Genomic DNA, 25,724 nt, shown 5'->3' with positions numbered 1-25,724 from the left:
GGGCGGGGCGGCGTCAGCCGACGCCGAGCCAGCTCTCCAGCGGGTGGATCGCGAAGTACACGATGAAGATCGCCGTGAGGCCCCACATGAAGGCACCCACCTCGCGTGCCTTGCCCTGCGCCACCTTGATGACGGCGTAGGAGATGACGCCCGCCGCGACACCGGTGGTGATGGTGTACGTGAACGGCATCAGGACCACGGTGAGGAACACCGGGATCGCCACGGAGCGGTCGCTCCAGTCGACGTGCTTGGCGTTCTGCATCATCATCGCGCCGATGACGACCAGGGCGGCGGAGGCGACCTCGGCCGGGACGATCGCGGTGAGCGGGGTGAAGAAGAGGCAGAGGGCGAAGAAGGCGCCGGTGACGACCGAGGAGAGACCGGTGCGGGCACCCTCGCCGACGCCGGTGGCCGACTCGACGAAGACGGTCTGGCCGGAGCCGCCGCCGACACCGCCGATGATGCCGCCCGCGCCGTCGATGAACAGCGCCTTGGACAGGCCGGGCATACGGCCCTGCTCGTCGGCGAGGTTCGCCTCGGAGCCGACGCCGATGATGGTGGCCATCGCGTCGAAGAAGCCGGCGAGGACGAGCGTGAAGACGATCATGGTGATCGTGATGTAGCCGACGTCGCCCCAGCCGCTGAAGGAGACCTCGCCGATGAGCGAGAAGTCCGGCGCGGAGACGGCGCTGCCGTTCAGCTCCGGCGGGCCGGAGAACCAGGCGCCGGCGCCCTTGGCGGGGATGTCCGCGACGGCGTTGACGACCATCGCGACGACCGTGCCGGCGACGATGCCGATGAGGATGGCACCGGGGATGTTGCGGGCCTGGAGGGCGAAGATCAGGAGCAGGGTGACCGCGAAGACCAGTACGGGCCAGCCCTGGAGCTCACCGAGCGGGCCGAGGGTGACGGGGCCGCCGCCGGGCGAGGGGTTCTCGTGGACGAAGCCGGCCTTGACGAAGCCGATGATCGCGATGAAGAGGCCGATGCCTATGGTGATCGCGTGCTTGATGGCCAGCGGGATCGCGTTCATGATCATCTCGCGGAGGCCGGTGACGACCAGGAGACAGATCACGACACCGTAGGCGACGCACATGGCCATCGCCTGCGGCCAGGTCATGACCGAGATGACCTGCGAGGAGAGCACGCCGGAGACGCTCAGACCGGCGGCGAGGGCGAGGGGGACCTTGCCCCAGAAACCCATGAGGAGAGTGGTCACCGCAGCGGCGAGGGCCGTCGCGGTGATCAGCGCGGGCTGGCTGAGGACGTTGCCGTCGACATCCTTGCCGCCGAGGATCAGGGGGTTGAGCAGGAGGATGTACGCCATCGCCATGAAGGTGGTGACGCCGCCGCGGATCTCCGTCGCGACGGTGGATCCTCTCTCCGAGATGTGAAAGTACCGGTCGAGCCAAGAACGGCCGGCGGGGACGTTGGAGCCGGAGCCCGCGTCCTCCGATGCGGTCTTGGGCTCCACGGACGACTGGGTCATGGGGCCTACTCCCAAGGTTCAAAGGGGCACCCGCATCAGACTTCGAAGGTTTCTGATCTGGTTGAAGCTGCGGGATTTGGGATGCTGCGTGGGCTGCACGACCCGGGGGACGGCCCGAGACGAACGAATGAATCGGCACTGCGGGTGAATCGGTACTGCGGATGAATCGGCACTGCGGGTGGATCGGTACCGCGGGTGAATCGGTACTGCTGCTCCGGGCGGTGTGGGCGGGGAGGGACGTGTGACGCTCCCGGGGAGGCACACACCGCCCGGAGAGTCCCTACAGGGTGCCGGTGAGCGCCTCGGGGCGGACCGGCGTCTTGTTGAGCTCCAGGCCCGTCGCCGCCCGGATCGCCGCGAGGACGGCCGGGGTGGACGACAGGGTCGGGGCCTCGCCGATGCCCCGGACGCCGTACGGCGCGTTGGGGTCGGCCAGTTCGAGGTAGTCGACCGGGATGGTCGGCGTGTCGAGGATGGTCGGGATCAGGTAGTCGGTGAAGGAGGGGTTCCTGACCTTCGCCGTCTTCGGGTCGACGATGATCTCCTCCATCACCGCGACGCCCAGGCCCTGGGTCGTACCGCCCTGGATCTGGCCGACGACGGAGAGCGGGTTGACCGCCTTGCCGACGTCCTGGGCGCAGGCCAGCTCGATGACCTTCACGAGGCCGAGCTCGGTGTCGACCTCGACGACCGCGCGGTGCGCCGCGAAGGCGTACTGGACGTGGCCGTTGCCCTGGCCGGTGACGAGGTCGAAGGCCTGCGTGGGCCGGTGGCGCCACTCCTCCTCGACCTCCACGGCCTGGTCCTCGAGGACGTCCGCGATGGTCGCGAGGGCCTCGCCGCCGTCGGTGACGACCTTGCCGCCCTCCAGGAGGAGTTCGGCGTTGGCCCAGGCCGGGTGGTACGAGCCGAACTTGCGCCGGCCGATCTCCAGGACCTTCTCGCGGACGATCTCGCAGGAGTTCTTGATGGCGCCGCCGGTCATGTACGTCTGGCGGCCCGCGGAGGTCGAACCGGCCGAGCCCACCTGCGTGTCGGCGGGGTGGATGGTGACCTGCTGGACACCGAGCTCGGTACGGGCGATCTGGGCGTGGATCGTGACGCCGCCCTGACCGACCTCGGCCATCGCCGTGTGGACCAGCGCGACGGGCTCGCCGTTGATGACCTCAAGACGGATCTTGGCGGTCGAGTAGTCGTCGAAGCCCTCGGAGAAGCCGACGTTCTTGATGCCGACCGCGTAGCCGACGCCGCGGACGACGCCCTCGCCGTGCGAGGTGTTGGAGAGGCCGCCCGGCAGCGCGCGGACGTCCGCGCCCTCGCCGGCGGTCTCCCACTGGCGCTCGGGCGGCATCGGACGGTCCTTGACGATGCGCAGGAGCTCGGCGACCGGGGCCGGGGAGTCCACGACCTGGCCGGTGGGCATGATCGTGCCCTGCTCCATGGCGTTCAGCTGGCGCAGCGCCACCGGGTCCATGCCCAGCTTGGCGGCGAGCTTGTCCATCTGGGCCTCGTAGGCGAAGCAGGCCTGGACCGCGCCGAAGCCGCGCATCGCGCCGCAGGGCGGGTTGTTGGTGTAGAGGCCGATCGCCTCGATCTCGACGTCCTCGACGACGTACGGGCCGATCGAGAGGGAGGAGGCGTTGCCGACGACCGAGGCCGTCGACGACGCGTACGCGCCGCCGTCGAGCACGATCCGGCACTTCACGTGCGTGAGCTTGCCGTCCTTGGTGGCGCCGTGCTCGTACCAGAGCTTCGCCGGGTGCCGGTGGACGTGCCCGAAGAAGGACTCGTACCGGTTGTAGACCATCTTGACGGGCTTGTTGGTGCGCAGGGCGAGCAGCGAGGCGAGGATCTGCATCGAGATGTCCTCGCGGCCGCCGAAGGCGCCGCCGACGCCGGCCATCGTCATGCGGACCTTGTCCTCGGGCAGGCCGAGGCAGGGGGCGATCTGCTTGAGGTCCGAGTGCAGCCACTGGGTGGCGACGTACAGGTCGACGCCGCCGTCCTCGGCCGGTACGGCGAGGCCGGACTCGGGGCCGAGGAAGGCCTGGTCCTGCATGCCGAAGGTGTACTCGCCGGTGACGATCACGTCGGCGCGCTTGGCGGCCTCGGCCGCGTTGCCGCGGATGATCGGCTGGCGGTGCACGATGTTGGGGTGCGGGACGTGACCGGAGTGGTGGTCGTCGCGGCCCTCGTGGACGAGGACCGCGTCCGGGGCGGTGGCGGAGGCCTCGTCCGTGATGACCGGGAGCTCGCGGTACTCGACCACGATCTTGGCGGCGGCGCGGCGGGCGGTCTCCGGGTGGTCGGCGGCGACGAGGGCCACCGGCTCGCCGTGGTGGCGGACCTTGCCGTAGGCCAGGACGGGGGTGTCCTGGAACTCCATGCCGTAGTTCTTCGCCGCCGGCAGGTCCTCGTGGGTCAGGACGGCGTAGACGCCGTCCATCGCGAGGGCCTCGGAGGTGTCGATGGAGAGGATCTCGGCGTGCGCGACGGTGGAGCGCAGGATCTGGCCCCACAGCATGTCCTCGTGCCACATGTCCGAGGAGTAGGCGAACTCGCCGGTGACCTTGAGGGTGCCGTCGGGGCGGAGCGTGGACTCGCCGATGCCGCCCTTGGTGTGGTTCTGGGTGACGTCGCGGGGGATTCCCGTGGTGGTGCCGGCCATGATCAGACCGCCTCTCCCTGCCGGGCGGCCGCGAGACGGACCGCGTCGAGGATCTTCTCGTAGCCGGTGCAGCGGCACAGGTTGCCGGAGAGCGCCTCGCGGATGTCCGCGTCCGTCGGGGACGGGTTGCGCTCCAGCATCTCGTCGGCCGCGACGAGCAGGCCGGGGGTGCAGAAACCGCACTGGACGGCGCCGGCGTCGATGAACGCCTGCTGGATCGGGGAGAGTTCCACACCCTCGCCGGTCTGCGAGTCCTGGGAGGGCTTCGCCTCCCAGCGCTTGGCCTGGTCGATGGAGGTGCCACCGCAGGCGCCCGTGCCGCAGCCGTGTCCGGCGTGCGCCGCGTTCTCGGAGCGTTCCTTCGCGAAGTCGGCGAGGCCCTCGACCGTGACGACCTCGCGGCCCTCGACCTGGCCGGCGGCGACGAGACAGGAGCAGACGGGCACGCCGTCGAGGCGGACCGTGCAGGAGCCGCACTCGCCCTGCTCACAGGCGTTCTTGGAGCCGGGCAGACCCAGGCGCTCGCGGAGGACGTAGAGGAGGGACTCGCCCTCCCAGACGTCGTCGGCTTCCTGCGGACGGCCGTTGACCGTGAAATTGACGCGCATGGTTATGCAGCTCCCTCAAGCGTGCGGCCGCTTCCGCGGTACTGCTCCCAGGTCCAGCCGAGCTGGCGGCGGGCCATGATGCCGACGGCGTGACGGCGGTACTTGGCCGTGCCTCGGACGTCGTCGATCGGGTTGGCGGCGCCCGAGCAGAGGTCGGCGAACTGCTTCGCGATCGACGGGGTGATGATCTTGCCGTTGTCCCAGAAGCCGCCCTCCTCCAGGGCCGCGTTGAGGAAGTCCTCGGCGGCCTTGGCGCGGATCGGGGTCGGCGCGGCCGATCCGATGCCGGTGCGGACGGTACGGGTCTCGGGGTGCAGGGCCAGGCCGAAGGCGCAGACCGCGATGACCATCGCGTTGCGGGTGCCGACCTTGGAGTACTGCTGGGGGCCGTCCGCCTTCTTGATGTGGACGGTCTTGATGAGCTCGTCGGGCTGGAGCGCGTTGCGCTTCACGCCCGTGTAGAACTCGTCGATCGGGATGAAGCGGCTGCCGCGCGCCCGCGACTCGACCTCGACCTCGGCGCCGGCCGCGAGCAGGGCCGGGTGGGCGTCACCGGCGGGGGACGCGGTGCCGAGGTTGCCCCCGACGCCGCCGCGGTTGCGGATCTGGGGGGAGGCGACCGTGTGCGAGGCGAGCGCGAGGCCCGGGAGCTCGGCGCGGAGGTTCTCCATGATCCGGGTGTACGGAACGGACGCACCGAGGCGGACGTTCTCCTCGCCGACCTCCCACTCGCGCAGCAGCTCGATGCGGTTCAGGTCCAGGAGGTACTCGGGACGACGGTGGTCGAAGTTGATCTCGACCATGATGTCGGTGCCACCCGCAATGGGCACGGCCGTGGGGTGCTCGGCCTTGGCGGCGAGCGCCTCCTCCCAGCTGGCGGGGCGAAGGAAGTCCATGGTGGCTCTCTTCTAGTGATTCTGGCGATCGGGGGTCGAACGGATGGGCCCGGGGAGACGGCCGGCCCTCGACTTCACGTTCATGTGCTGTTAACGCGGTGTGTGGCCTAGTACACAAGCCCGGATCGCCCGGGTGCAGTCACCGAAAACATGAAGGAGTTGGCTGGGTCCCTTGGTCGTCTTGTAGATTCGAACGAAAGGCGGAGAACAGAAACCTCTCCGTTTTCCCCTGGAAACGGTGGCACCACGCCACCGTCGACAACGCGACACCCACGACCCACCCAAACGAAGGAACGGCGGCGACACCATGCGGCTGCGCGCACTGCTGGAGAACGACGCGCTGGGGCTGCGCCTGCTCGGCGGCGACGACGAGCTGGACCGGACCGTACGCGGCGTGATGACGACGGACCTGAAGGACCCCAGCCGGTACCTGTCCGGCGGCGAGCTCGTGCTGACCGGCCTCGCCTGGATGCGGGACCCGGCCGAGTCCGAGCCCTTCGTCCGGATCCTCGCGTCGGCCGGCGTGTCGGGGCTCGCGGTGGGCGCCGTCGGCGTCGCCGCGCTCGCGACCGGCGAGCCCGATCAGGGCGGTGTCCCCGACGATCTCGTACAGGCGTGTTTGCGCCACCGCCTCCCGCTGTTCGTCGTGGAGGAATCCGTTGCGTTCGCGACGATCACCGAGCATGTTGTTCGACAGGTGTCCGGCGAGCGGGCCGGTGACCTCGCGGCCGTCGTGGACCGCCACCGGCGGCTGATGACCTCGGGACCGGCGGGCGGCGGGCCGGAGGTCGTCCTCGACCTCCTCGGCTCCGACCTGGACCTCCGGGCGTGGGTGCTCTCCCCCACCGGACGCCAGATCGCGGGCGCGGGCGAGCCCCTCGAACCCGGCCTCGCGGCCACTCTGGCGGGCGAGCACCTGGCCGCCACCCGCACCGGCAGGCGAGGCCCCCACCGGCTGAACGCCGCCGGATCCACGTACTCGCTCTTCCCGATCCGCAACAGCGGCCGGGGCGCCGCCCCCGCCGTCCGCGACGTGCGCGAGACGGTCCTGTCGGACTGGCTGCTCGCGGTCGAGGCGGACGCGGGCGACTGGCCCGCCGCCCGGCTCGACCTGCTCCAGGGCGTCACGCAGCTCATCGCCGTCGAGCGCGACCGGCGCGACGCGTCCCGTGTCGTGCGCCGCAGGCTCGCCCAGGAGGTCCTGGAGCTGGTGCAGACGGGTGCCGCGCCCGCCGAGATCGCGGCCCGGCTGCGCGTCGCCGCCCCGGTGCTCCTGCCCGGGCTCGGCACGGCCCCGCACTGGCAGGTCGTCGTCGCCCGCGTCGAGTGGGAGCAGGAGCCCGGCCAGGGCACCGCCGTGGACGGCGGCCCGATCGCCCAGGCGCTCCTGGAGGAGATCCTCGTCGACCCTGCGACCGTCGGGGCCGAGTCCGCCGACCGCATCGCCGTCGCCCACAGCGGCGACGAGGCCATCGCCCTCGTGCCGCTGGCGGCGGGACCGCTGCCGGACAGCGAGGACGAGGGCCCGGTCCCCGCGCTCGGCCTCCACGCGGACGCGCTCCTCGCGGCCGTGCGCGCTCCGCTGTCGTCCGGACTCGGCGACGACGGGCGGCTCACGCTCGGAGTCAGCGCCGCCGTGCACTCGGCCGAGGGCCTGCGCGGAGCCCTCGAGGAGGCCCGGCACGCCCGCCGGGTCGCCGCCGCCCGCCCGGGCCGCGTCTGCGCCGCCGGCCACCACGAGCTGGCCTCGCACGTGCTGCTGCTGCCGTTCGTGCCGGACGACGTCCGCCGGGCGTTCACGGCCCGGCTGCTCGACCCGCTGCGGGACTACGACCGGCGCCACCGCGCGGAGCTCATCCCGACGCTGGAGGCGTTCCTCGACTGCGACGGTTCCTGGACGCGCTGCGCGACCCGGCTGCACCTGCACGTGAACACGCTGCGCTACCGGGTGGGCCGGATCGAGCAGCTCACGGGCCGCGACCTGTCCCGCCTGGAGGACAAGCTCGACTTCTTCCTCGCGCTGCGCATGAGCTGAGTGCCGCGAGCCCGGCGCTCGTGCGGAGCTCGCGGGGCGCTTGATCGTTCACCCTTTCGGTGGAGTCCCCAAGCGGGCGCGTACCGCCTGGTGGGACCCCTCGGCCGACCCGGCGGAGGGGTCCCACCGAGGCCATTTCCCGGGCCCAGCGGCCATCTGACGGGCTGTCGGCCCCCTCCCCCGGTGCCCCCGCCGCGCCCTCCGGACTCTTGTGAATTCTTTCACCTGACCCCTTGGCCAGGTACTCCCGTTCGTGCTGAGATGCCGTCTACCCAACAGCTCAACTCAACAGCTCAATGGCGCGCTCGGGGAGGGCAATGTGGCGGATACCGCCATGTCTGGTTCCGAATCTAGGGGCGGCGACGATCCGTCCCTCGCCTACGGCAAGGAGACTCCCGTGGAGACCGCCATATGGCGGCTCCGCTCCCGAGGTTGCTGGACGGACGCGGCAGCGCTGCTCGCCCCGTACGCGACCGAACCGGCCGCCGCACTCGAACGGGCGGCCCTGCTGATCGAACGCTGTCTCTACACCGAACAGGGCTGGGCCGAGGCCGAGGAGGCGCTGCGAACCGCCGAGGCCGTGGCCCGCACCGACGAGGAACGCGGGGCGGCGGCCTGCGAACGCGGCTACCTGGCCTACGCGTCGACCCTGCTCGGGGTACGGGACAGGGCGGACGAGGCCCGGATGGCGCTCGGCCGGGCGGCGGCGCTGATCGCCCCCACGGCCGCGGGGCGTCCGCTCCTGGACTTCCGGCGCGGGCTCGTCGCCCAGAACCTCGGCGACTCGCCCCAGGCGGCCCGGGCCGCGTACCGCAGGGCGCACGAGGGTGCGGCGGAGCGGGGCGACTCGCTCCTGCTCTCCTCCACCTGGCGGCACCTCGCCGGACTCGCCCTGAGAGAGGGCGAGTTGGCGGAGGCGCGGCACGGCTTCGCGGAATCCCTGCGGATCCGCGAGGAGCTCGGCTACCTCGTCGGCACGGCTCCGGCGCTCACCGCGCTCGCCGACGCGGAGACGGAACCGGAGGCGGGCCGGCTGCGCGAGGAGGCACGACGGCTCTTCCGCCTCCTCGGCGGGGTGCCGACGTGGCTGACGGCCCAGTTGACACCGCGCGCGGCCACCTGAACCGACGCCACTCAGAGCCGAGGTGACGGTGCGTCAGTATGCCGTCGCCTCGGCTCAGGCGTCCTCGTCCCCTTCGAGGACGAGGTGGAACCGCTGGTGGTCCTCCAGATCCCCGACCGCGACGGCCGCACGCGGGATCCCCCGGTACAGCGAGACCTTCCCGTCGGCGGCCAGGACGTCGACGGCCAGGCGCAGTCGGTCCACCGTCATGCCGGTCCGGCGGGCCGGCCCGCTCAGCGCTCCGAAGACCCCGGGCACGGGTCCCGGCCTGGTCGCCAGGTACCACTGGAGCGCGGAACGGTCCGGTTCGGCGGCGCGTCGATCGGCGGCCATGACCGGCCTCCCCTATGTCGCTGGCATATTCACCGGCTCAACGGCCGACGCCCCGGCGAGGTCACTCCCCGGGGACGAGCCGGACCAGGCTCTCGTCCGTGCCGACCAGCAGCGCGCCCGCTCCGGTGACGGCGACCGCGCGGACCGGGGGCCCGGGACGGAAGGCGAGGGCGGGACCGCCCTCGGGGCGGAGGAGTTCGACCAGACCGTCCGCCCAGGCCGCCGCGACGAGCGGCCCGTGCGGGGTCTCGGTCGCGTGCAGCGAGACCACGGGGGCCCGGCGCTCGGCGAGCGGCTCGGTGCGAGGGTCACGGCCCGGGGTCCAGAGCCGTACGGAGCCGTCGGCGCCGCCCGAGCAGACGAACGGGGTCTCGGACTCGACGGCGGCGACCGCCGTGACCCGGCCGCTGTGCGCGGCGGTCTGGTACAGCCCCGTCAGGCCGAAGGCGTGCACGGACCCGAGCCGGTCCCCCACGACCACCGAGCCGGCGATGGCCGCGAGGGCAGTACCCGGGTGGCGGGCCAGGGTCGCGGAGACGGCCTCGGTGAGGCGCTCCAGGTACGGGGGCCTCGGCGCCGTCCCCCGTACGGCGTGCAGCCTGCCCCGGTCGTCCAGGAGCAGCACCGTGCCGTCCGGCGCGGGCGCGAGGGCGGTGATCCGGCCGGGGACGGAGTGCGCGAGGCGCCCGGCGGGGCTCGCGTCGGGCTCGCGCAGGAGCCGCACGGTGCCCGTGCGGTCGCCCACGAGCAGGGTCCCGTCCGCGACGCCCAGCACGGCCACGGGCCCCGGCCACGGAGGCGTCACGTCTCCCCGGTGCCGGGCCCACGAGAGCCGCCATGCGGACCCGGCCGCGAGCTCGGCGAGCGCGGGCCGCAGGCGGGGGTCGGCCCCGTCACCGAGCGCGGCGAGCAGGACGAGCGCCCGGTCGGCCGGCGACTGCGCCCGGCACAACGACTGTCCGGCGCTCAGCCAGGCGCTCCTGAGCCCCCCGTGATCGTCAACGGACCCGGCCGCCCGGTCGTCACCGGATCCGGTGACGTAAGCGGAGGTGACGAGCAGCGGGTCGGCGGCGCACACGGCCAGCGGATCGGAGAGGTCCGGCGCGAGGGCCCCGCCCCGGGGGCCGGCCGCCACCCCGGCGGACTCCCCGGCCACCCCGGCGGACTCCCCGGCAGGGCCGGGGACCCGGCCCCCGTCGGCGCCCGCCCTTCCGGCGGGCCCGGCGGCCGGTTCGGGAGCCCGGGCGCGGTCGGTGCCGCCGGGACGGCCCGTCTCCCGGTCCTGGGCCGGCTCCCGTGCCGAGCCGCCGCCCGGGCGCCCGCCCGAGGGGCGGCTTCCCGGACGGTCGCGGTCCTGGGGCGCGGTCGGACCGCGGCCGGGGGTCCCGGGGCCCGCCGCGGGGGCCGCCGGGGGGCGGATCCCCTCGGCGTCGAGGGTGACGGTCCTCGCGCGCCGGACGGACGCCAGGACCTCGTGCGCCGGGTCGTCCGTGCGGGTCTCGACGGCCAGGCGGAGGCGGCCGAGGCCGGCCAGCTCGCCGACGAGGTCGGTGAGGGCGGCCGGTTCGGCGGACAGGTGGAGGTCCGTCAGGAGAAGGACCGGGCGGCCCGGGAGCCGGTTCTCGCCCGTCGCGAGGGCCTGGACGAGCTCGCCCGGCGACCGGGCGACCACGCCGAGCCGGTCCGCGATCGTCCAGGTCGCGGCGAGCGCGCTCTGCCCGGCGAGCGGCACGAGCACCCGGGACGTACGGCCGCGGCGGCGACGGCCCGCGCGGGGCTCGTGCCCGGCGAGCCAGTCGAGGAGCGCCGTCTTGCCGCTTCCGGGCGGGCCGGTGACGAGGCAGAGCCGGGGCGCCTCCGGATCTGTCAGCCAGCCGAGCAGGGCCACCGCATCGGCTTCCGTGCCGCTGACGGCTCGACGTCCTTCCCGTGCCGGGGGCGGGGTCGCGGACGGCATGGGACACCTCACGGGCGCGGTGCGGGCGGTCTGACGCCTCCGACCTTAGTCGGCCGTGCGGCTCAGCACTCCGATCCCGCGAAGTGCTCCCGTACCAGCGCCTGCACGACCGGCAGGTCCTGGGCGATCAGGGCGTCGAGGAGCGCCGTGTGCTCGGCGGCGTCGGCGACGAGGTCGCCGTGGCGCAGTGCGGGGGCGCTCATCAGGGGCCACTGGGAACGGCGGTGGAGGTCGTCGGCGACGGCGAGCAGCTGCTCGTTGCCCGCGAGGGAGAGGACCGCGCGGTGGAAGGCGCGGTCGGTCTCGGCGTAGTGCGCGCGGTCGCCCAGGGCGGCGGCCGCCGCGGTCGCCTCGGCGAGCGGGCGGAGCTCGGCCCAGCGGGCGGCCGGGACCGTGCGGGCGAGCCGGAGCATGACGGGGACCTCGATGAGCCCCCGCACCTCGGCGAGCTCGGCGAGCTCGCGCGGGGTGCGCTCGATCACGCGGAAGCCGCGGTTCAGGACGACCTCGACGGCCCCTTCGACGGCGAGGCGCTGCATGGCCTCGCGGACGGGCGTCGCGGAGACGCCGAAGCGCTCGGCGAGGGCGGGACCGGAGTAGACCTCGCCGGGGACGAGCTCGCCGTCGACGAGGGCCGTGCGCAGCGCCTGGAGGATCTGGTCGCGGACGGAGTGCCGCTGGACGACGCGCGGGGTGGAAGGGGAGGGAGAGGAGGAAGGGGTCGTGGGGGCGGTGCGCGGGGCGGTCAGGCCGCCGTGCCCGTACCCGTGGCCGAGGGCGCCGTGCCCCGCGGACCCACCGCGCTCGTGGTCGCGGCCCCGGCCGTGGTCGCGCTCGGTTCCCCGTTCCCGGTCGAGCCCGCGCTCCTGCTCGCGCCCGCGTTCCCGCTCGCCGCGCGCCTGTTCCGGGACGCGTACGGCGTCCGCCGCGTCCGCGCGTGCGGCGTCGCCGAAGGGGCGGTACGGCTCCGCCGTCCGCTCGCGCGCTGCGCCCTGCTCCACCCGGGTCCTCCTGCGGCCTCGTGCCGGGCCCGGCTCGCGTGCGCCGGGTCCCCTGTGCACCATAGGCGAACGGGCCGACATATGGGGCACGCGGAGTCATCTCGCAGGTGGGAAGGCCGGGCGTGTGGTGAGACGGCGTCCGGATTCGGGTAAGGTAAGGCTAACCTGCCAACGCTCGCGATTCGGTGGTCCGCATGACCGTCCCCGCCCTGTTGACCGTGCCTCACACCTCGCCCGTCGCGGCCTCGTACGCCCGGCTCGCCGAGGTCTTCCCCGGCCTGCGGATAGAGGAACCGGCCCCGGACGCACGGCTGCCCCGCGGCGCCGGATGGGTCGGCGCGGACGAACTCGCGGCCGGCGGCCCCGCCCTGGACGCCTTCCTCGCCTGGGACAACGCGCAGGTCCTGCGCGACTACGGCACCCAGGCCCGCCCCGACGTCGTCGCCGGCTTCGGCCTGCACCGGTACGCCTGGCCCGCCTGCCTCCTCGTCACCGTCCCCTGGTTCCTGCACCGCAGGGTCCCCCGCCTGCCCGCGCACCACGTGTCGTTCCACCGCGCGCTCGGCCGCCTGTCGGTCCGCGTGGAGGAGTTCGCCTGCCTGCCCGACGACCCCGCCGCCGCCCTGCCGGGCGCCCGGGTCGTCCCGGACGAGGAGGCGCTGCGCGCGGAGGTCCGCGCCTCGCTCGCGGAGCACTTCGAGGCCGTGCTCGACGGCTTCGGGCCCCGGATGCGGCGCGGCCGCCGTGCCCTGTGGGGCATGGCGACGGACGAGATCGTCGAGGGCCTCTGGTACGTCGCCGACCTCCTCGGCGAGGAGGACCGGGCGGTGGCGGAGCTGGACCTCCTCCTGCCCGGCGCGACCCGCACGGTCACCGGCGGGGCCGGGGCACCGCGCACGGCCGGGACGGCGCACGCGCCCGAGAAGCCGCTCACGCCGCTCAAGCCCCTCAAGCCGTACGCCGGATCCGCGGGTTTCCGCGAGCTGCCCGGCGCCGAGCGCGCCGACGGCTCGCCGCGCGCCACCCGCGACCGCGCGACCTGCTGCTTCTTCTACACCCTGCGGCCCGAGGACACCTGCCTCACCTGCCCGCGCACCTGCGACGCCGAGCGCGTCCGCCGTCTGGCCGAGGCCGCCTGAGACTCCCGGGTGATTACGCCACTCGAAAGGGTGGCGTCGCTCGAACTGAATTCCCTCGCCCCGAACACTCGTTCGGCCAGAACGTACCTATTCGTATGCCCTGGCACCCCGTTGGCGTGCTCTTGCCCCGAAACCCCGTGAGTCCGGCACGGGGTCGGCCAGTATGGGCCGCCAAACGCCCTACTGCGATGCAAGGGACACCGCAATGAGACTGACCGACATATCGCTGGACTGGCTGCTTCCGGGCGGCGTGATGGTGGCCGGGGTCCTGGCGGCGGTGGCGGTGCTCGCGCGCGGGAAGCGCGCCGGTGACCAGGCCGCGGCCGAGGACTCCTGGGAACGCAGCGAGGAGCGCCGCAGACGCAAGGAGGCGGTGTACGGAACGGCTTCGTACGTCCTGCTCTTCTGCTGCGCGGCGGTCGCCGCCGCGCTCTCCTTCCACGGACTCGTCGGCTTCGGCCGGCAGAACCTCAGCCTCTCCGGGGGCTGGGAGTACCTCGTGCCCTTCGGCCTCGACGGCGCGGCCATGTTCTGCTCGGTGCTCGCCGTCCGCGAGGCCAGCCACGGCGACGCGGCCCTCGGCTCGCGGCTCCTCGTCTGGCTCTTCGCCGGTGCCGCCGCCTGGTTCAACTGGGTGCACGCGCCGCGGGGCCTGGGCCACGACGGGGCTCCGCAGTTCTTCGCCGGGATGTCGCTCTCGGCGGCGGTCCTCTTCGACCGGGCGCTCAAGCAGACCCGCAGGGCGGCGCTCCGCGAGCAGGGCCTCGTGCCCCGCCCGCTGCCGCAGATCCGGATCGTCCGGTGGCTGCGGGCTCCCCGGGAGACCTTCGCCGCCTGGTCGCTGATGCTCCTGGAAGGCGTACGGACGCTGGACGAGGCGGTCGACGAGGTGCGCGAGGACCGCAGGGAGAAGGAGCAGAACCGGATCCGCCGACGCGACCAGGTCAAGCTGGACCGGGCCCGGCTCAAGGCGATCAACCGCCAGCACCGCGCCTTCGGGCTCGGTCGCGGCGGCGGCGACCGGCAGGTGGAGATGGCGGCGCTCGGCACCGCCCCGGGTGCCGGTGCGGGTCCGGGCTCCGGTGCGGGCACCGGCTCCGCGGCGGGGTCCGTGGGGGCCGCCGTCGCGGAGCCCGCCATAGCGGACGCGGGACAGCTGCCGCTTCGACCCCGGCCCTCCCTGCAAGCCGTGCGCGGCGCTGACTCCCGTATCGGAGACGGGCGCACGGGCGACTCCCGGACGGTGGACCTCACCGCCGAGGACGACACCCAGGCGCTGCCCCGGCTCGACTCCCTGGAGCGCAAGCTCGAGGACCTGGAGCGGCAGCTCGGCTGACGCCCCGGGTGACGGAAACCGGCGGGGCCGCCTCTCTCAGGCGGCCCCGCCGTCCAGTTCGAACCACACCACCTTGCCCGCCCCGTGGTCCTCGACCCCCCAGGAGTCGGCCAGGGCCCGGACGAGGACGAGTCCCCTGCCGTGCGTACCGTCGTCGGCGGGCGGTACGTCCGGCTCCTTGAGTCCCGGGACGAAGTCCCTGACCTCCACCCGCAGTTGCTCGGGGGCCACCGTCGCGGTCACGACCGCCCCGTGCTCGGTGTGGACCAGGGCGTTGGTCACCAGCTCGCTGGTGAGCAGTTCGGCCACGTCGGAGGCGCCCGGTTCGCCCCACCGCCGCAGCAGTTCGCGCAAGGCGTGCCGCACCTCCGGTACCGCGGTGAGATCGGCGCATCCCACCTTTCTGAGCAGTTGAGTCGGCTGTCGCGCCTCCCCGGCCATAACCCCCACCCACACGTCGTCGAACGGACTCAGGTGGATGCATGCCCCGCCGGGACGCCCGCATGCCGACACTCCGTCGGCAGGAGGTCAGGGGCGGGGGACGTTGCGGAGGTTGGAGCGGGCCATCTGGAGCATGCGGCCGACCCCGCCGTCGAGGACGATCTTGCTGGCGGAGAGGGCGAATCCGGTCACCATCTCGCCGCTGATCTTGGGCGGGATGGAGAGGGCGTTGGGGTCGGTGACGACGTCGACGAGGGCAGGACCCTTGTGCCTGAACGCGTCCTTGAGGGCTCCCGCGAGCTGTTTCGGCTTCTCGACCCGGACGCCGTAGGCGCCGGCCGCGCGGGCGATGGCGGCGAAGTCGGGGTTCTTGTTCGTGGTTCCGTACGAGGGGAGTCCGGCCACCAGCATCTCCAACTCCACCATACCGAGCGAGGAGTTGTTGAAGACGATCACCTTCACCGGCAGGTCGTACTGCACGAGGGTGAGGAAGTCCCCCATGAGCATGGAGAATCCTCCGTCACCGGAGAGCGAGACGACCTGGCGGTGGCGGTCGGTGAACTGGGCGCCGATGGCCTGCGGCAGCGCGTTCGCCATCGAGCCGTGGCTGAAGGAGCCGATGATGCGGCGCCGCCCGTTGGGCGTGAGGTAGCGGGCCGCCCAGACGTTGCACATGCCGGTGTCGACGGTGAAGACGGCGTCGCCGTCCGCGAGTTCGTCGATGACCGCGGCCACGTACTCGGGGTGGATGGGGACCTTCTTCTCCACCTTGCGCGTGTACGCCTTCACGACGCCTTCGAGCGCGTCGGCGTGCTTCTTGAGCATCTTGTCGAGGAACTTGCGGTCGGTCTTCTCGCGCACGCGCGGGATCACGCACCGCAGGGTCTCCCGGACGTCGCCCCAGACGGCGAGGTCGAGCCGGGAGCGGCGGCCGAGGTGTTCGGGGCGGACGTCGACCTGGACGATCTTCACGTCGTCGGGCAGGAAGGCGTTGTAGGGGAAGTCGGTGCCGAGCAGGATCAGCAGGTCGCACTCGTGGGTGGCCTCGTACGCGGCGCCGTAGCCGAGCAGTCCGCTCATGCCGACGTCGTACGGGTTGTCGTACTGGATCCACTCCTTGCCGCGCAGCGCGTGGCCGACGGGCGACTTGACCCGTTCGGCGAACTGCATGACCTCGGCGTGGGCCCCGGCCGTGCCGCTGCCGCAGAACAGCGTCACCCGGTCGGCCGCGTCGATCATCCGGACGAGGCGCTCGATCTCGTCGTCGCCCGGCCGGACGGTGGGCCGCGAGGTGACGAGGGCGGTCTCCGCCGACTTCTCCGGGGCCGGGAGGTCCGCGATGTCACCGGGCAGCGAGACGACGCTGACGCCCCGGCGGCCGACCGCGTGCTGGATCGCCGTCTGGACGAGCCGGGGCATCTGCTTCGGGCTGGAGATCAGCTCGCTGTAGTGGCTGCACTCGCGGAAGAGCTGGTCCGGGTGGGTCTCCTGGAAGTAGCCGAGGCCGATCTCGCTGGACGGGATGTGCGAGGCCAGGGCCAGGACCGGGGCCATCGAGCGGTGGGCGTCGTACAGGCCGTTGATGAGGTGCAGGTTGCCCGGGCCGCAGGAGCCGGCGCAGGCGGCGAGACCGCCGGTGATCTGGGCCTCGGCGCCCGCGGCGAAGGCCGCGACCTCCTCGTGCCGGACCTGGATCCAGTCCAGCTGGGGGGTGCGGCGGATGGCGTCGACGACCGGGTTCAGACTGTCGCCGACGACTCCGTACAAACGCTTCACGCCCGCGCGGACGAGGATGTCGACGAACTGTTCTGCGACGTTCTGTTTGGCCATGGCTCCATCAACACACGGCCCGGCGCGTTACGCCTCCCAGACGGCGACCCCCGTACGGTCGTCGGCGTACCCCGTCACCCTCAGCTGGGTGTCGGCGAGGAAGGCGGCGAGACCGGGCGGCTCCTGCCCGGCCCAGCGGGCCGCGAGCTCGCGGCCGAGGGCGGGCTCGCCGCGCAGCGGCTCGGCGAAGCCGGGCGAGGCGAGGAGCAGCGTGTCGCCGGGGCGGGCGACGGAGGCCCGGAAGCGGAAGGGTTCGGCCGGCGGGGGGACGGGCTCCTCGACGAGCGGTCCCGGGGCGGTCGCGATGCCGAGGTCCATGGTGAGCCGGTCGCCATCGTCGGTCGCTTCGGGCACGGCCGCGTCCGCGGCGGCCGTCGCCCGGGCGGCGGCCGTCGGGGAGCCGAAGCCGACGACGGGGGCTCCGGTGACGGCGGCCGGTTCGGGCAGGAGCGGTTCGATGTCCTGCCAGGAGCCGTCGCGGAGCCGGAAGAGCCCGCCGCCGCCGATGCCGAAGAAGACCCGCGTCCGGCATTCGGGGTCGGCGGGCAGGAGGAGGCAGCGGAGCGTCGCGGTGTACGCGTCGGGGGCCGCGCCCCGTTCGGCGGCGCGGGCGCGCAGCTTGCCGTACGTCCGGTCGGTGAGGCGGTGCAGTCCGGACTTGAGGTCGCCGCGGCGGCCGGTCCTGATGTCCTCGGAGAGCCGGGCGTGGCTGCGTCCGACGGCCTCGGCGATCCACTGGCAGGCGTCGGCGGCGGCGAGGTGGGCGTCCTCGGCGGCGCGCGAGCCGGCGGCGACGGCGACGAGGACGAGCGCGGCCTCGTCGTGGCCGAAGCGGGCGGTGAGGAGGGCGTCGCGGCGGGGTTCGCCCCGGTAGCGGGCGGAGTCGCCGCGTACGGAGGCGGCGCGCAGGGTGCAGTTCCCGTAGCGGGCGCCGTCGAGGACGGTGTCGGCGACGAGTTCGCCGAGCTCGCCGGGGCGGGCGACGGGGAGTGCGGTGGGTTCGGGCTCGTAGGTGGGCGGGCGGCTGCCGACGAAGTCGGCGGAGCGGGGGCGGGGCATGGGGACCTGGACGGTGGGGGTGTGGTCCGGAGCTTCGGCCGACTGCTCGTCCGGCTTCTCCGCCACCCGCCTGTCCGGCTTGTCGGCCGGTTCCGCCGCCGGCGGCGGCGCCGGGAACGAGCGGGGTCCCGACGCGGGCGCCTCCCAGGGCGCCCGGTCCACCGTCACGCGGTCAACCGTCACGCGGCCCGGCGGTCCCGCGGTCGCGCGGGGCGTCGTGGCGAAGTGGTCGTCGAGCGAGTCGAGCGAGTCAGCGGCGCCCGTGAGGGCCGTCTCCGGCGACTCCGTCTCGTCGTAGAGCTTGTCCCACCAGTTGTCCCCCTGCTGAGTCATGCCCTTATTGTCCACCGCGGGCGGCGCCCGAAAACGGACATCCGCAAAACCGTTGCTGCGAACGGGTGACGGGAAAAGGTGATCCGCCGGGCGGCCCCACCCCCCACGGGAAGGACGCCCGGCGGACCGGCGTGATCAGCGCACGTCGTAAGCGCGGACCACGGTCTGGGTGACGGAGTTGCCGTTGGCGTCCGTCAGTTCGGCCCTCAGGGTCACCTGGCTGCCGGTCGCGCCCGCGTGGTTCACGGTCGCGGTCCAGCCCCCGCCCTGCTGGGAGACCTGCGCTTCGGTCCAGGTCACGCCCCCGTCGTAGGAGTACGAGAGCTTCGCCGAGGTGAGCGCCGCGGGGCTGTACCCCGCGTGACCCGTCGCGGTGAGGCCGATCTTCTGGCCGTCGGTCGCGGCGAGGGTCTTGAGTCCGTCCTCCGGAAGGTCGTACCGGGGGAAGAGAATCGGGATGCCTTGAGAATAGACCGTCTCGTCAAGCTCCGAGGTGAATTTCCACACCGAGTTGACGGAGGCGGACCGGGCCCAGACCCTGCTGCCGCCCAGCTTCATCGTGTTCTGTTCGAGCGTGTACGTGCCGGCCTCGGCCGGCACCTCGAATACGCCGAACGGCCAGGCGCTGCGGTCGATGAGCTCGCCGTCGCGGTAGAGGGCGACGTTGCCGATGTCGCCGAAGGAGCCGGGCTCGGCGTAGTGGGTGTTGTCGCCCCACATGGCGTCGGCGAAGCCGATCAGGTTGCCCTGGCGCTCGGCGACGAGGACCTCGGCACCGTTGGCGTCGCGCGGGGCGGTGGGGGCGAGGACGCCGTCGTACCAGCGCTCGGTGCGCGACTCGCCCGCCCTGTACGAGCGGGGCGTCCCGACCATGAGCTCGCCGAAGGGGAAGCTGCTGCCGACGTACTGCTGCCATCGGGTGTCCCCGGCCGAGTAGTACTCGGCGCGGGCGCCGGGTGCGGGGACGGGCTCGATCCAGCTGAAGCCGATGCCGACGCCGTCCGGACGGAGGGCCGAGGGGCTTTCGATGAAGTCGGCGGCGATGCCGGAGGAGCCGTAGGTGGCGTCGGTACGGCCCAGGGCGTCGTCGGCGACCCGGTAGGCCCGCTTCTCGCGGACCGCGCCGCCCTCGGGGAAGGCGAGGCTGTAGACGTACGGGCTCTTGGCGGTGGCCTCCCAGGCGAGGGTGACCTCGCCGGCCGCGAGCTTGCCGCGGAGCCGCTCCGCCTCGTCGGCGGGGACGGCGAGGGCGGGCAGGCCGAGTCCGGTGAGGGAGCCGCCGGGGTACCAGCGTTCGGGGGTGGTGTGGTGGAGGACGACGGCGACGGCGCCGGCGGTCTTGGCGTTGCGGGCGATCGTGCCCGCGTTGGTGGAGTCGTCGGGCAGGCGGACGAGGGCGACGCGGCCCTGGACGCCCGCGGCCTTCAGCTCGGCGGCGGTCCCGGCGCCCGCGTCGACGAGCCGGGCGGAGCCGGTGCCGTCGAGGTTGTCGGAGCCGAGGGAGCCGGTGACCGGGTGGAGGTCGAGGCCGTCGGTGGTGCGCAGCGAGGTGATCTGCGGGGCGGCGGCGCGCCAGTAGCTGCCGAACTCGAACGTGCCCTCCGCGGCGCGGCCCTCGACGGAGGCGTAGTAGCCGCGGATGGTCCGGGGGCCGGCGGCGGTGGCCGCGTGGATCCAGAAGTCGTCCCAGCGGCGGGAGAACGCGAGGGTGGCGCCGCGGACCTCGGTGGGCCTGTCGGTGGTGACCGTGAGCTTGTGGGCCTTGCGGGCGTCGAGGACGACGGTGGTGTCCTTCTTGACCTCCACCTGCGGGCGGCCGAGGTAGCTGAGCGAGTCGACCAGCTTGGCCCCCGCGCCGGCGTCGGGGGTGCCGATGAAGGAGGAGAGGAAGTAGCTGCCGGGGCGGACGCGGTAGAGCTGCTCGGTGGCGCCGTCGTTGAACCGGCGCTCGCCGGTGGCGTCGTCGGTGCCGATGACGTCGACGGAGGAGGCGCCGGCGGCCGGGTTGCCCTGACGGTCGATCAACTTGAGCCGCAGGGTGACCGTTTCGGGCTCGACGTAGAGCGAGAAGGGGGTGGAGACGTGGATGCCGCCGGGGCCGGTGGCGAGGACGCGGCCGGTGACGTCGCCGTACTGCGCGCGTGCCAGGTGGGCGTCGGGGTCGAGGGAGAGCGGGACCTCGACGGTGGCGCCGGCCGGGACGGTGACGCCGCGCTTGGCGAGGCGGGCGACCGGGGTGCGGACGGCGGAGCCGTCGTTGCCGGTGACCTGCTCGACGGACAGGTCGAGGGTGACCGGGGCGTCGGTGGTGTTGGTGTACGGGACCGGGACCGTGGTGCGGTCGCTCTTGTCCTGCGGCCAGGCGTAGGTGCCGCCCTGGACGGCGGGGGCGCCGATGACCGTCTGGTCGACGGCGGCCTTGACGTCGAGGCGGCCCGCGCCGACCTCGCGGACGTCGCCGGGGAGGTCGCTCTCGGCGGAGGAGACGAGCGCGGCCTTGATCTGCTGGGCGGTCCAGTCGGGGTGGCGCTGCTTGACGACGGCGGCGGCGCCCGCGACGTGCGGGGTGGCCATCGACGTACCGGACATGGCCTGGTAGGCGGAGACGCCCCGGCCGCCGGCGGCGGCGGCCGATATGCCGACGCCGGGCGCGGCGATCTCGGGCTTGAGCGTGTGGGCCGCGTTGGCCACCGGGCTGCGGCTGGAGAAGTACGCGGTGGAGTCGTCGCGGTCGGTGGCGCCGACGGTGAGGACGCTGGGGGCGCAGCCGGGCGCCGATACGGAGTTGAGCGCCGGTCCGGTGTTTCCGGCGGCGACGACGAACAACGTGCCCTTGTTCTGCGCGAGTTGTTCGACGGACTGGCTCATCGGGTCGGTGCAGTCGCGCAGCGAGGGGTTGCCGAGGCTCATGGAGACGACGTCGGCGCCCTGCGCGACGGCCCACTCCATGCCCGCGATGATCCACGAAGTGGCTCCGGAGCCGGAGTCGTTGAGGACCTTGCCGCTGATGAGTTCGGCGCCGGGGGCGACGCCCTTCTTCTTCCCGCCGCTGGCGGCGCCGGAGCCGCCGACGGTGGAGATGGTGTGGGTGCCGTGCCCCTGGCGGTCGCCCGCGGTGTCGGAGTCGGTGAAGTTCTCGGCGAGGGTGACGCGCCCCTTGAGGTCGGGGTGCTCGGTGTCGGTGCCGGTGTCGAGGACGGCGACCTTGGTGCCGGTGCCGTCGTATCCGGCGGCCCAGGCCTCGGGGGCGTGGACCTGGCGGGTCGACTCCTCCAGCGCGGCCTGGACCTTGCCGTCGAGCCAGAGCTTCGCGACGCCGGAGGCGGAGCGGGCGCTCGGGGTGGTGACGTCGGCCCAGAAGGTCGCGGCCGTCTTCTTCTCGGCGGTGAGCGCGACGCCGTCGACGCTCCTCAGGACCTGGCCGCGGCGGGCGCCGCGCGGGGCGGCGGGGACCGAGCGGGTCTCGGCGAGGTCGGCGCCGTAGACGGCGATGAGCGGGAGCGTGGTGGTGGAGGCGTCGTCGTAGCCCTGGCGGATCAGGCCCGTGACGTTGAAGAGCTCCTCGTCGACGCGGTCGGCGGCGAGCGCCCGGGCGGCGTCCTCGGGGTAGACGTAGAGGTCCTGGCCGGCGCGGCGGGTCTGGACGAGGGGGACGGTGCCGTCCTCGCGGGGCAGGGCCGTGGCCGAGGGGTTCCCCTCGGCGTCGCGGGTGACCACGACGCGGTCGCCGGTGACCAGGGTCACGGTGGCGGTCTCGGCCCCGGCGCGGGCCGAGGCCTCGGTGCCGACCAGCGGTCGCTTGCCGGCCGTGCCGTCCTGCGGCTCATTCGCCATGGACGGCGCGACCGCGGTGACGGCCAGGGCGACGGCGGTCGCCGCCCCCAGGGCCGTACGCGAAATCGGGCGCATCGCTCTCCCCATCTGATTCCGGAAAAAGGGCATAAGTCACCTCTTGCCGGAGGCTGTTGGTGCTGCGGTGGCGCCACATTGGCAGAGGTGAGGGCGGTACAGGGATGATGGGCGAGGCGGGAATACGCCGTGGCCGTTTCCCGCCAGGTCACCAACGGAACGAATCCCTCCGGTGAACGTCCTCTGAAGCCTCGGGGGCGTCCGTCGGACGTACGGCGAGGGGTGGGGCATCCATGCTGGGAGCGATAGGTCTCGACGAACGCCAGGAGTCCGCTTACCGCGCGCTCGTCGCGCTGGGCGCGGCCGAGGTCACCGATCTCGCGCACCGGCTCGCCCTGCCCGAGCGGGACACCGAACGGGCCCTGCGCCGTCTGGAGTCCCAGGGCCTCGCCGCCCAGTCCTCGGCGAGGACCGGCCGCTGGGTCGCGGCCCCGCCCGGAGTCGCGCTCGGCGCGCTCCTCACCCAGCAGCGCCACGAGCTGGAGCAGGCGGAGCTGGCGGCGGCGCTGCTCGCGGAGGAGTACCGCGCGGAGGCCGCCGAGGGCGCCGTCCACGACCTGGTCGAGGTGGTGACGGGCGCGAGCGCGGTCACCCACCGCTTCCTCCAGCTCCAGCTGGGCGCGGTCGAGGAGGTCTGCGCGCTCGTGACGGGCAAGCCGATCGCGGTCTCGGGCCTGGAGAACGACGCCGAGGAGCAGGCGGCGGGGCGCGGGGTCCGCTACCGGGTGGTGATCGAGCGGGAGGTGCTCGGCCTGCCGAACGGACTGCTCGAACTCTCGGCGGCGCTGAGCCGCGAGGAGCGGATCAGGGTCGCCGACAAGGTCCCGACCAAGCTGGTCGTCGCCGACCGGTCCCTCGCCATGGTCCCGCTGACCGGGCGGGGCGCCGAACCGGCCGCGATCGTCGTCCACGCGAGCGGCCTCCTCGAATCGCTGATGGGCCTCTTCGAGTCGGTCTGGCGCGAGGCGCTGCCGCTGCGGCTCGGGGCGGGCGCGCAGGTCACCGAGGACGAGGCGCCGGGTCCGGACGTCATGGACCTGGAGATCCTGTCGCTGCTGCTCGCCGGGATGACGGACGCGAGCGTGGCCAAGCAGCTGGATCTGGGGCTGCGGACCGTGCAGCGGCGGGTGAAGGGGCTCATGGAGCTGACCGGGGTGACGACCCGGCTCCAGCTGGGCTGGCACGCGTACGAGAAGGGCTGGGTGTCGCGCGGCTAGACACCCTCCGGGGAGGGGCCGGGCCCGACCCGCCCGGCGCGCGCGACCTGCGGGCTCCTCCGTTCTGGGAGAGGCTGGGCCCGTGGGTGTGTGGCAGCTCCTCCTGGTCGCGACGGTGATGCTGTTCGGGCTGTTCGGGGTGCTGACCCCCGGCGTGCCGGGGACGTGGCTCGTGTGGGCGGCGATGCTGTGGTGGTCGCTGCACGAGCGGACCGACCTGGCCTGGATCCTGCTGGCCTGCTCCACCGGCCTGCTGCTGCTCACCCAGGTCGTGGTCTGGCAGCTGCCACCACGCCGGTTCCGGGGCGGCGGCGTCAACCGCCGCCTGGTCGGGTACGCCGGCGCCGGGGCGCTCCTGGGCTTCGTCCTGGTCCCGGTGGTCGGCGCGGTCCCCGGCTTCGTCGGCGGGATCTACCTGGCGGAACGGCTCAGGCTCGGCGGCCACGGGCAGGCACGGGCGGCGACCCGCGCGGCCATGCGTGCGGCGGGGACGAGCGTGCTCGTGGAGCTGTTCGCGTGCCTGCTGATCGTGGGCGCGTGGACGGGAGCGGTGCTCTGGGCCTGACGACCCTGGCGGGGGCCGGCACGGGTGGGCGTGCGGTGGCGTGCCGTCACGGGTGGGCGAACCGGTGCGACCTGTCACGCATGGGCGTACCGGCGCGGGCCGTCACTCGGAGGCGTATCGGCGCGGCCCGCCGCAGGTATGCGTGCTGGCGCGGCCCGTCATGAGTGGGTGTGGGGGCGCGGGCCGGTCACACGTGGGGATGTACCGGCGTGGCCCGTCATGGGCGGGCCTGCGGGCGCGGGCCGTCACGGGTGGGCGAACCGGTGCGACCCGGCGCGCATGCGCGTGCGGGCGCGGGTCGTCACGCGTGGGCGTACCGCTTTCCCGACGCGTACCGCTGGGCGTACGAGCGCCAGGGGCGCCACTCCTCCGCGTCCGGGCCGTCCGGCGGCGGCACGTCCGGGTCGCCGAGTGCCCGCACGCGGATCAGGGCGGCGGCCTCCGGGGTCACGCCGGGCACGGCGAGCAGGGCGGCGGCGGCCTCGTCGCGGTCGGCGCCGGGGTCGAGGCGGAGCCCGCCGCCGGCGAGGGCACGGGCCAGCGGGCCGACGACGGGGTGGCCGGTCAGCGCACCCGGGCCCGGGAAGACGTGGCTGAGCGTGCCGCTGGGGGTCTCCAGCGGCACGCCGTGCGCCGCCACGACCCGGGCGGACTCCTCGGGGCCGAGGACGACCCGCAGGGCGTACTCCTCCGGGTCGGCCGCGCCCGGTGACCGTACGCCCGGCCTGGCCTCGACCTCTGCGGCGAGCCGGGGGTCGGCGCCGAGGCGCTCCGCGACCGCGTACGGGTCGGCGTCGAGGTCGAAGAGGCAGCGCAGCCGGTGCACGGCGGTGGTCAGGTCGCGCAGTTCGGCGAGGTGGATGCGGGCTTCGAGCCAGCGTCCGGCCGACCGCTCGTCGACGGAGACGACCCCGGAGCCGTACGGGAGGCGGAGCGTGCGCCGGTAGGTGCGGGCGCCCGGGGTGCCGACGACCTCCTCGACGCCGGTCAGGGCCTCGGCCGCGAGCAGGTCGAAGACCTCGCCGGCGGCGTACGGCCCCCGGTGGGCGAGGCGCAGCGGGACGCCGGCCGCCAGCGCGGTACGGGCTCCCGCGCCGCTGCCAGCCTCGGCGCGCAGGTCGGTGGGGGTGCGGGCGTACACGGCGCGGATCGTCTCGTTGAACTGCCGGACGCTCGCGAAACCGGCCGCGAAGGCGATCTCGGTGACCGGGAGGTCGGTGGTCTGGAGCAGCAGGCGCGCGGTGTGGGCGCGCTGCGCGCGGGCGAGGGCGACGGGCCCGGCGCCGAGCTCGGCGGTGAGCTGGCGCTGCACCTGCCGGGTGCTGTAGCCGAGGCGCCCCGCGAGCCCGGGCACGCCCTCGCGGTCGACGACGCCGTCGCCGATCATCCGCATGGCGCGCCCGACGACGTCGGCCCTCACGTTCCACTCGGCGGAGCCGGGCACGGCGTCGGGGCGGCAGCGGCGGCAGGCCCGGAAGCCGTGGCCCTGCGCGGCGGCGGCCGTCGGGAAGAAGGAGACGTTCTGCCGTTTGGGCGTGACGGCGGGGCAGCTGGGGCGGCAGTAGATGCCGGTGGTCCGGACGGCGAAGAAGAACTCTCCGTCGAATCGGGCGTCCCTGCTGCTGACCGCCTCATAGCGGGTGTCGTCGTCCCTCACGCCCCCAGTGTGCGGGATCGCGGGCCGTCCGGCTCGCGGTTTTCGGACACCGTCGCCCCGGTCCGGATCCGGACCGGGGCGCCGGGGCGGCGGCCGACGATGCTCCGCGGGTGAGCGGTCCCGCGGCT

Annotated in this window: 18 protein-coding genes; 6 read left to right on the top strand and 12 right to left on the bottom strand. The window is 73.7% G+C overall.

The window, feature by feature from the left end:
• Window positions 1-13: 13 nt before the first annotated feature.
• From AB0G79_RS18150 to AB0G79_RS18135, 4 genes are all read right to left on the bottom strand, one after another.
• Complete coding sequence (locus AB0G79_RS18150; RefSeq protein ID WP_360807466.1) at window positions 14-1,489, bottom strand: NCS2 family permease; 1,476 nt, start codon at window positions 1,487-1,489, stop codon at window positions 14-16.
• Window positions 1,490-1,769: 280 nt separating this feature from the next.
• Complete coding sequence (locus AB0G79_RS18145) at window positions 1,770-4,157, bottom strand: molybdopterin cofactor-binding domain-containing protein (RefSeq protein WP_360807464.1); 2,388 nt, start codon at window positions 4,155-4,157, stop codon at window positions 1,770-1,772.
• Window positions 4,158-4,159: 2 nt separating this feature from the next.
• Window positions 4,160-4,765, bottom strand: a complete 606-nt coding sequence (locus AB0G79_RS18140; RefSeq protein ID WP_360807462.1) for a (2Fe-2S)-binding protein — start codon at window positions 4,763-4,765, stop codon at window positions 4,160-4,162.
• A 2-nt stretch (window positions 4,766-4,767) separates the two neighbouring features.
• A complete protein-coding gene (locus tag AB0G79_RS18135; RefSeq protein WP_360807461.1) occupies window positions 4,768-5,661 on the bottom strand; it encodes a xanthine dehydrogenase family protein subunit M in 894 nt (297 codons plus the stop codon).
• Window positions 5,662-5,968: 307 nt separating this feature from the next.
• Here AB0G79_RS18135 and AB0G79_RS18130 point away from each other — a divergent pair, with 307 nt between their 5' ends.
• The gene (locus tag AB0G79_RS18130; RefSeq protein WP_360807460.1) at window positions 5,969-7,696 is read left to right on the top strand and encodes a PucR family transcriptional regulator ligand-binding domain-containing protein; all 1,728 of its coding nucleotides are present in this window, start codon (window positions 5,969-5,971) and stop codon (window positions 7,694-7,696) included.
• Window positions 7,697-8,015: 319 nt separating this feature from the next.
• Window positions 8,016-8,819: a hypothetical protein gene (locus AB0G79_RS18125; RefSeq protein WP_360807458.1), complete on the top strand. Its 804-nt coding sequence runs from the start codon at window positions 8,016-8,018 to the stop codon at window positions 8,817-8,819.
• A gap of 54 nt (window positions 8,820-8,873) precedes the next feature.
• On the opposite strand, the gene AB0G79_RS18120 is transcribed toward AB0G79_RS18125, so the two are convergent.
• From AB0G79_RS18120 to AB0G79_RS18110, 3 genes are all read right to left on the bottom strand, one after another.
• Entirely contained in the window at window positions 8,874-9,152 is a 279-nt protein-coding gene (locus AB0G79_RS18120) for a hypothetical protein (RefSeq protein ID WP_360807456.1), read from the bottom strand.
• Between the two features lie 61 nt (window positions 9,153-9,213).
• The gene (locus AB0G79_RS18115; protein ID WP_360807454.1) at window positions 9,214-11,109 is read right to left on the bottom strand and encodes a hypothetical protein; all 1,896 of its coding nucleotides are present in this window, start codon (window positions 11,107-11,109) and stop codon (window positions 9,214-9,216) included.
• A gap of 62 nt (window positions 11,110-11,171) precedes the next feature.
• Entirely contained in the window at window positions 11,172-12,110 is a 939-nt protein-coding gene (locus AB0G79_RS18110; RefSeq protein WP_360807452.1) for a GntR family transcriptional regulator, read from the bottom strand.
• 194 nt (window positions 12,111-12,304) lie between these two features.
• Here AB0G79_RS18110 and AB0G79_RS18105 point away from each other — a divergent pair, with 194 nt between their 5' ends.
• A complete protein-coding gene (locus tag AB0G79_RS18105; protein WP_360807450.1) occupies window positions 12,305-13,249 on the top strand; it encodes a (2Fe-2S)-binding protein in 945 nt (314 codons plus the stop codon).
• A 205-nt stretch (window positions 13,250-13,454) separates the two neighbouring features.
• Window positions 13,455-14,585, top strand: a complete 1,131-nt coding sequence (locus tag AB0G79_RS18100) for a DUF2637 domain-containing protein (RefSeq protein WP_360807449.1) — start codon at window positions 13,455-13,457, stop codon at window positions 14,583-14,585.
• Between the two features lie 36 nt (window positions 14,586-14,621).
• Here AB0G79_RS18100 and AB0G79_RS18095 read toward each other — a convergent pair whose 3' ends face one another.
• From AB0G79_RS18095 to AB0G79_RS18080, 4 genes are all read right to left on the bottom strand, one after another.
• Complete coding sequence (locus AB0G79_RS18095; protein WP_360807447.1) at window positions 14,622-15,026, bottom strand: ATP-binding protein; 405 nt, start codon at window positions 15,024-15,026, stop codon at window positions 14,622-14,624.
• Between the two features lie 87 nt (window positions 15,027-15,113).
• Complete coding sequence (locus AB0G79_RS18090; protein WP_360807445.1) at window positions 15,114-16,856, bottom strand: pyruvate dehydrogenase; 1,743 nt, start codon at window positions 16,854-16,856, stop codon at window positions 15,114-15,116.
• Between the two features lie 27 nt (window positions 16,857-16,883).
• Window positions 16,884-18,248, bottom strand: a complete 1,365-nt coding sequence (locus AB0G79_RS18085) for a protein phosphatase 2C domain-containing protein (RefSeq protein WP_360807443.1) — start codon at window positions 18,246-18,248, stop codon at window positions 16,884-16,886.
• 135 nt (window positions 18,249-18,383) lie between these two features.
• Window positions 18,384-22,157, bottom strand: a complete 3,774-nt coding sequence (locus AB0G79_RS18080) for a S8 family serine peptidase (protein ID WP_360807441.1) — start codon at window positions 22,155-22,157, stop codon at window positions 18,384-18,386.
• Window positions 22,158-22,390: 233 nt separating this feature from the next.
• Here AB0G79_RS18080 and AB0G79_RS18075 point away from each other — a divergent pair, with 233 nt between their 5' ends.
• Entirely contained in the window at window positions 22,391-23,374 is a 984-nt protein-coding gene (locus tag AB0G79_RS18075) for a helix-turn-helix domain-containing protein (protein WP_360807439.1), read from the top strand.
• Between the two features lie 82 nt (window positions 23,375-23,456).
• Entirely contained in the window at window positions 23,457-23,939 is a 483-nt protein-coding gene (locus AB0G79_RS18070) for a DUF456 domain-containing protein (protein WP_360807437.1), read from the top strand.
• Window positions 23,940-24,240: 301 nt separating this feature from the next.
• Here the strand turns inward: AB0G79_RS18070 and AB0G79_RS18065 are convergent, their stop codons facing one another.
• Window positions 24,241-25,596, bottom strand: a complete 1,356-nt coding sequence (locus AB0G79_RS18065; protein ID WP_360807435.1) for an AlkA N-terminal domain-containing protein — start codon at window positions 25,594-25,596, stop codon at window positions 24,241-24,243.
• Window positions 25,597-25,724: the final 128 nt, after the last annotated feature.

This window comes from Streptomyces sp. NPDC020807, assembly GCF_040641575.1.
Classification (GTDB): Bacteria; Actinomycetota; Actinomycetes; order Streptomycetales; family Streptomycetaceae; genus Streptomyces.
This window is presented reverse-complemented; position numbering and strand designations above follow the sequence as displayed.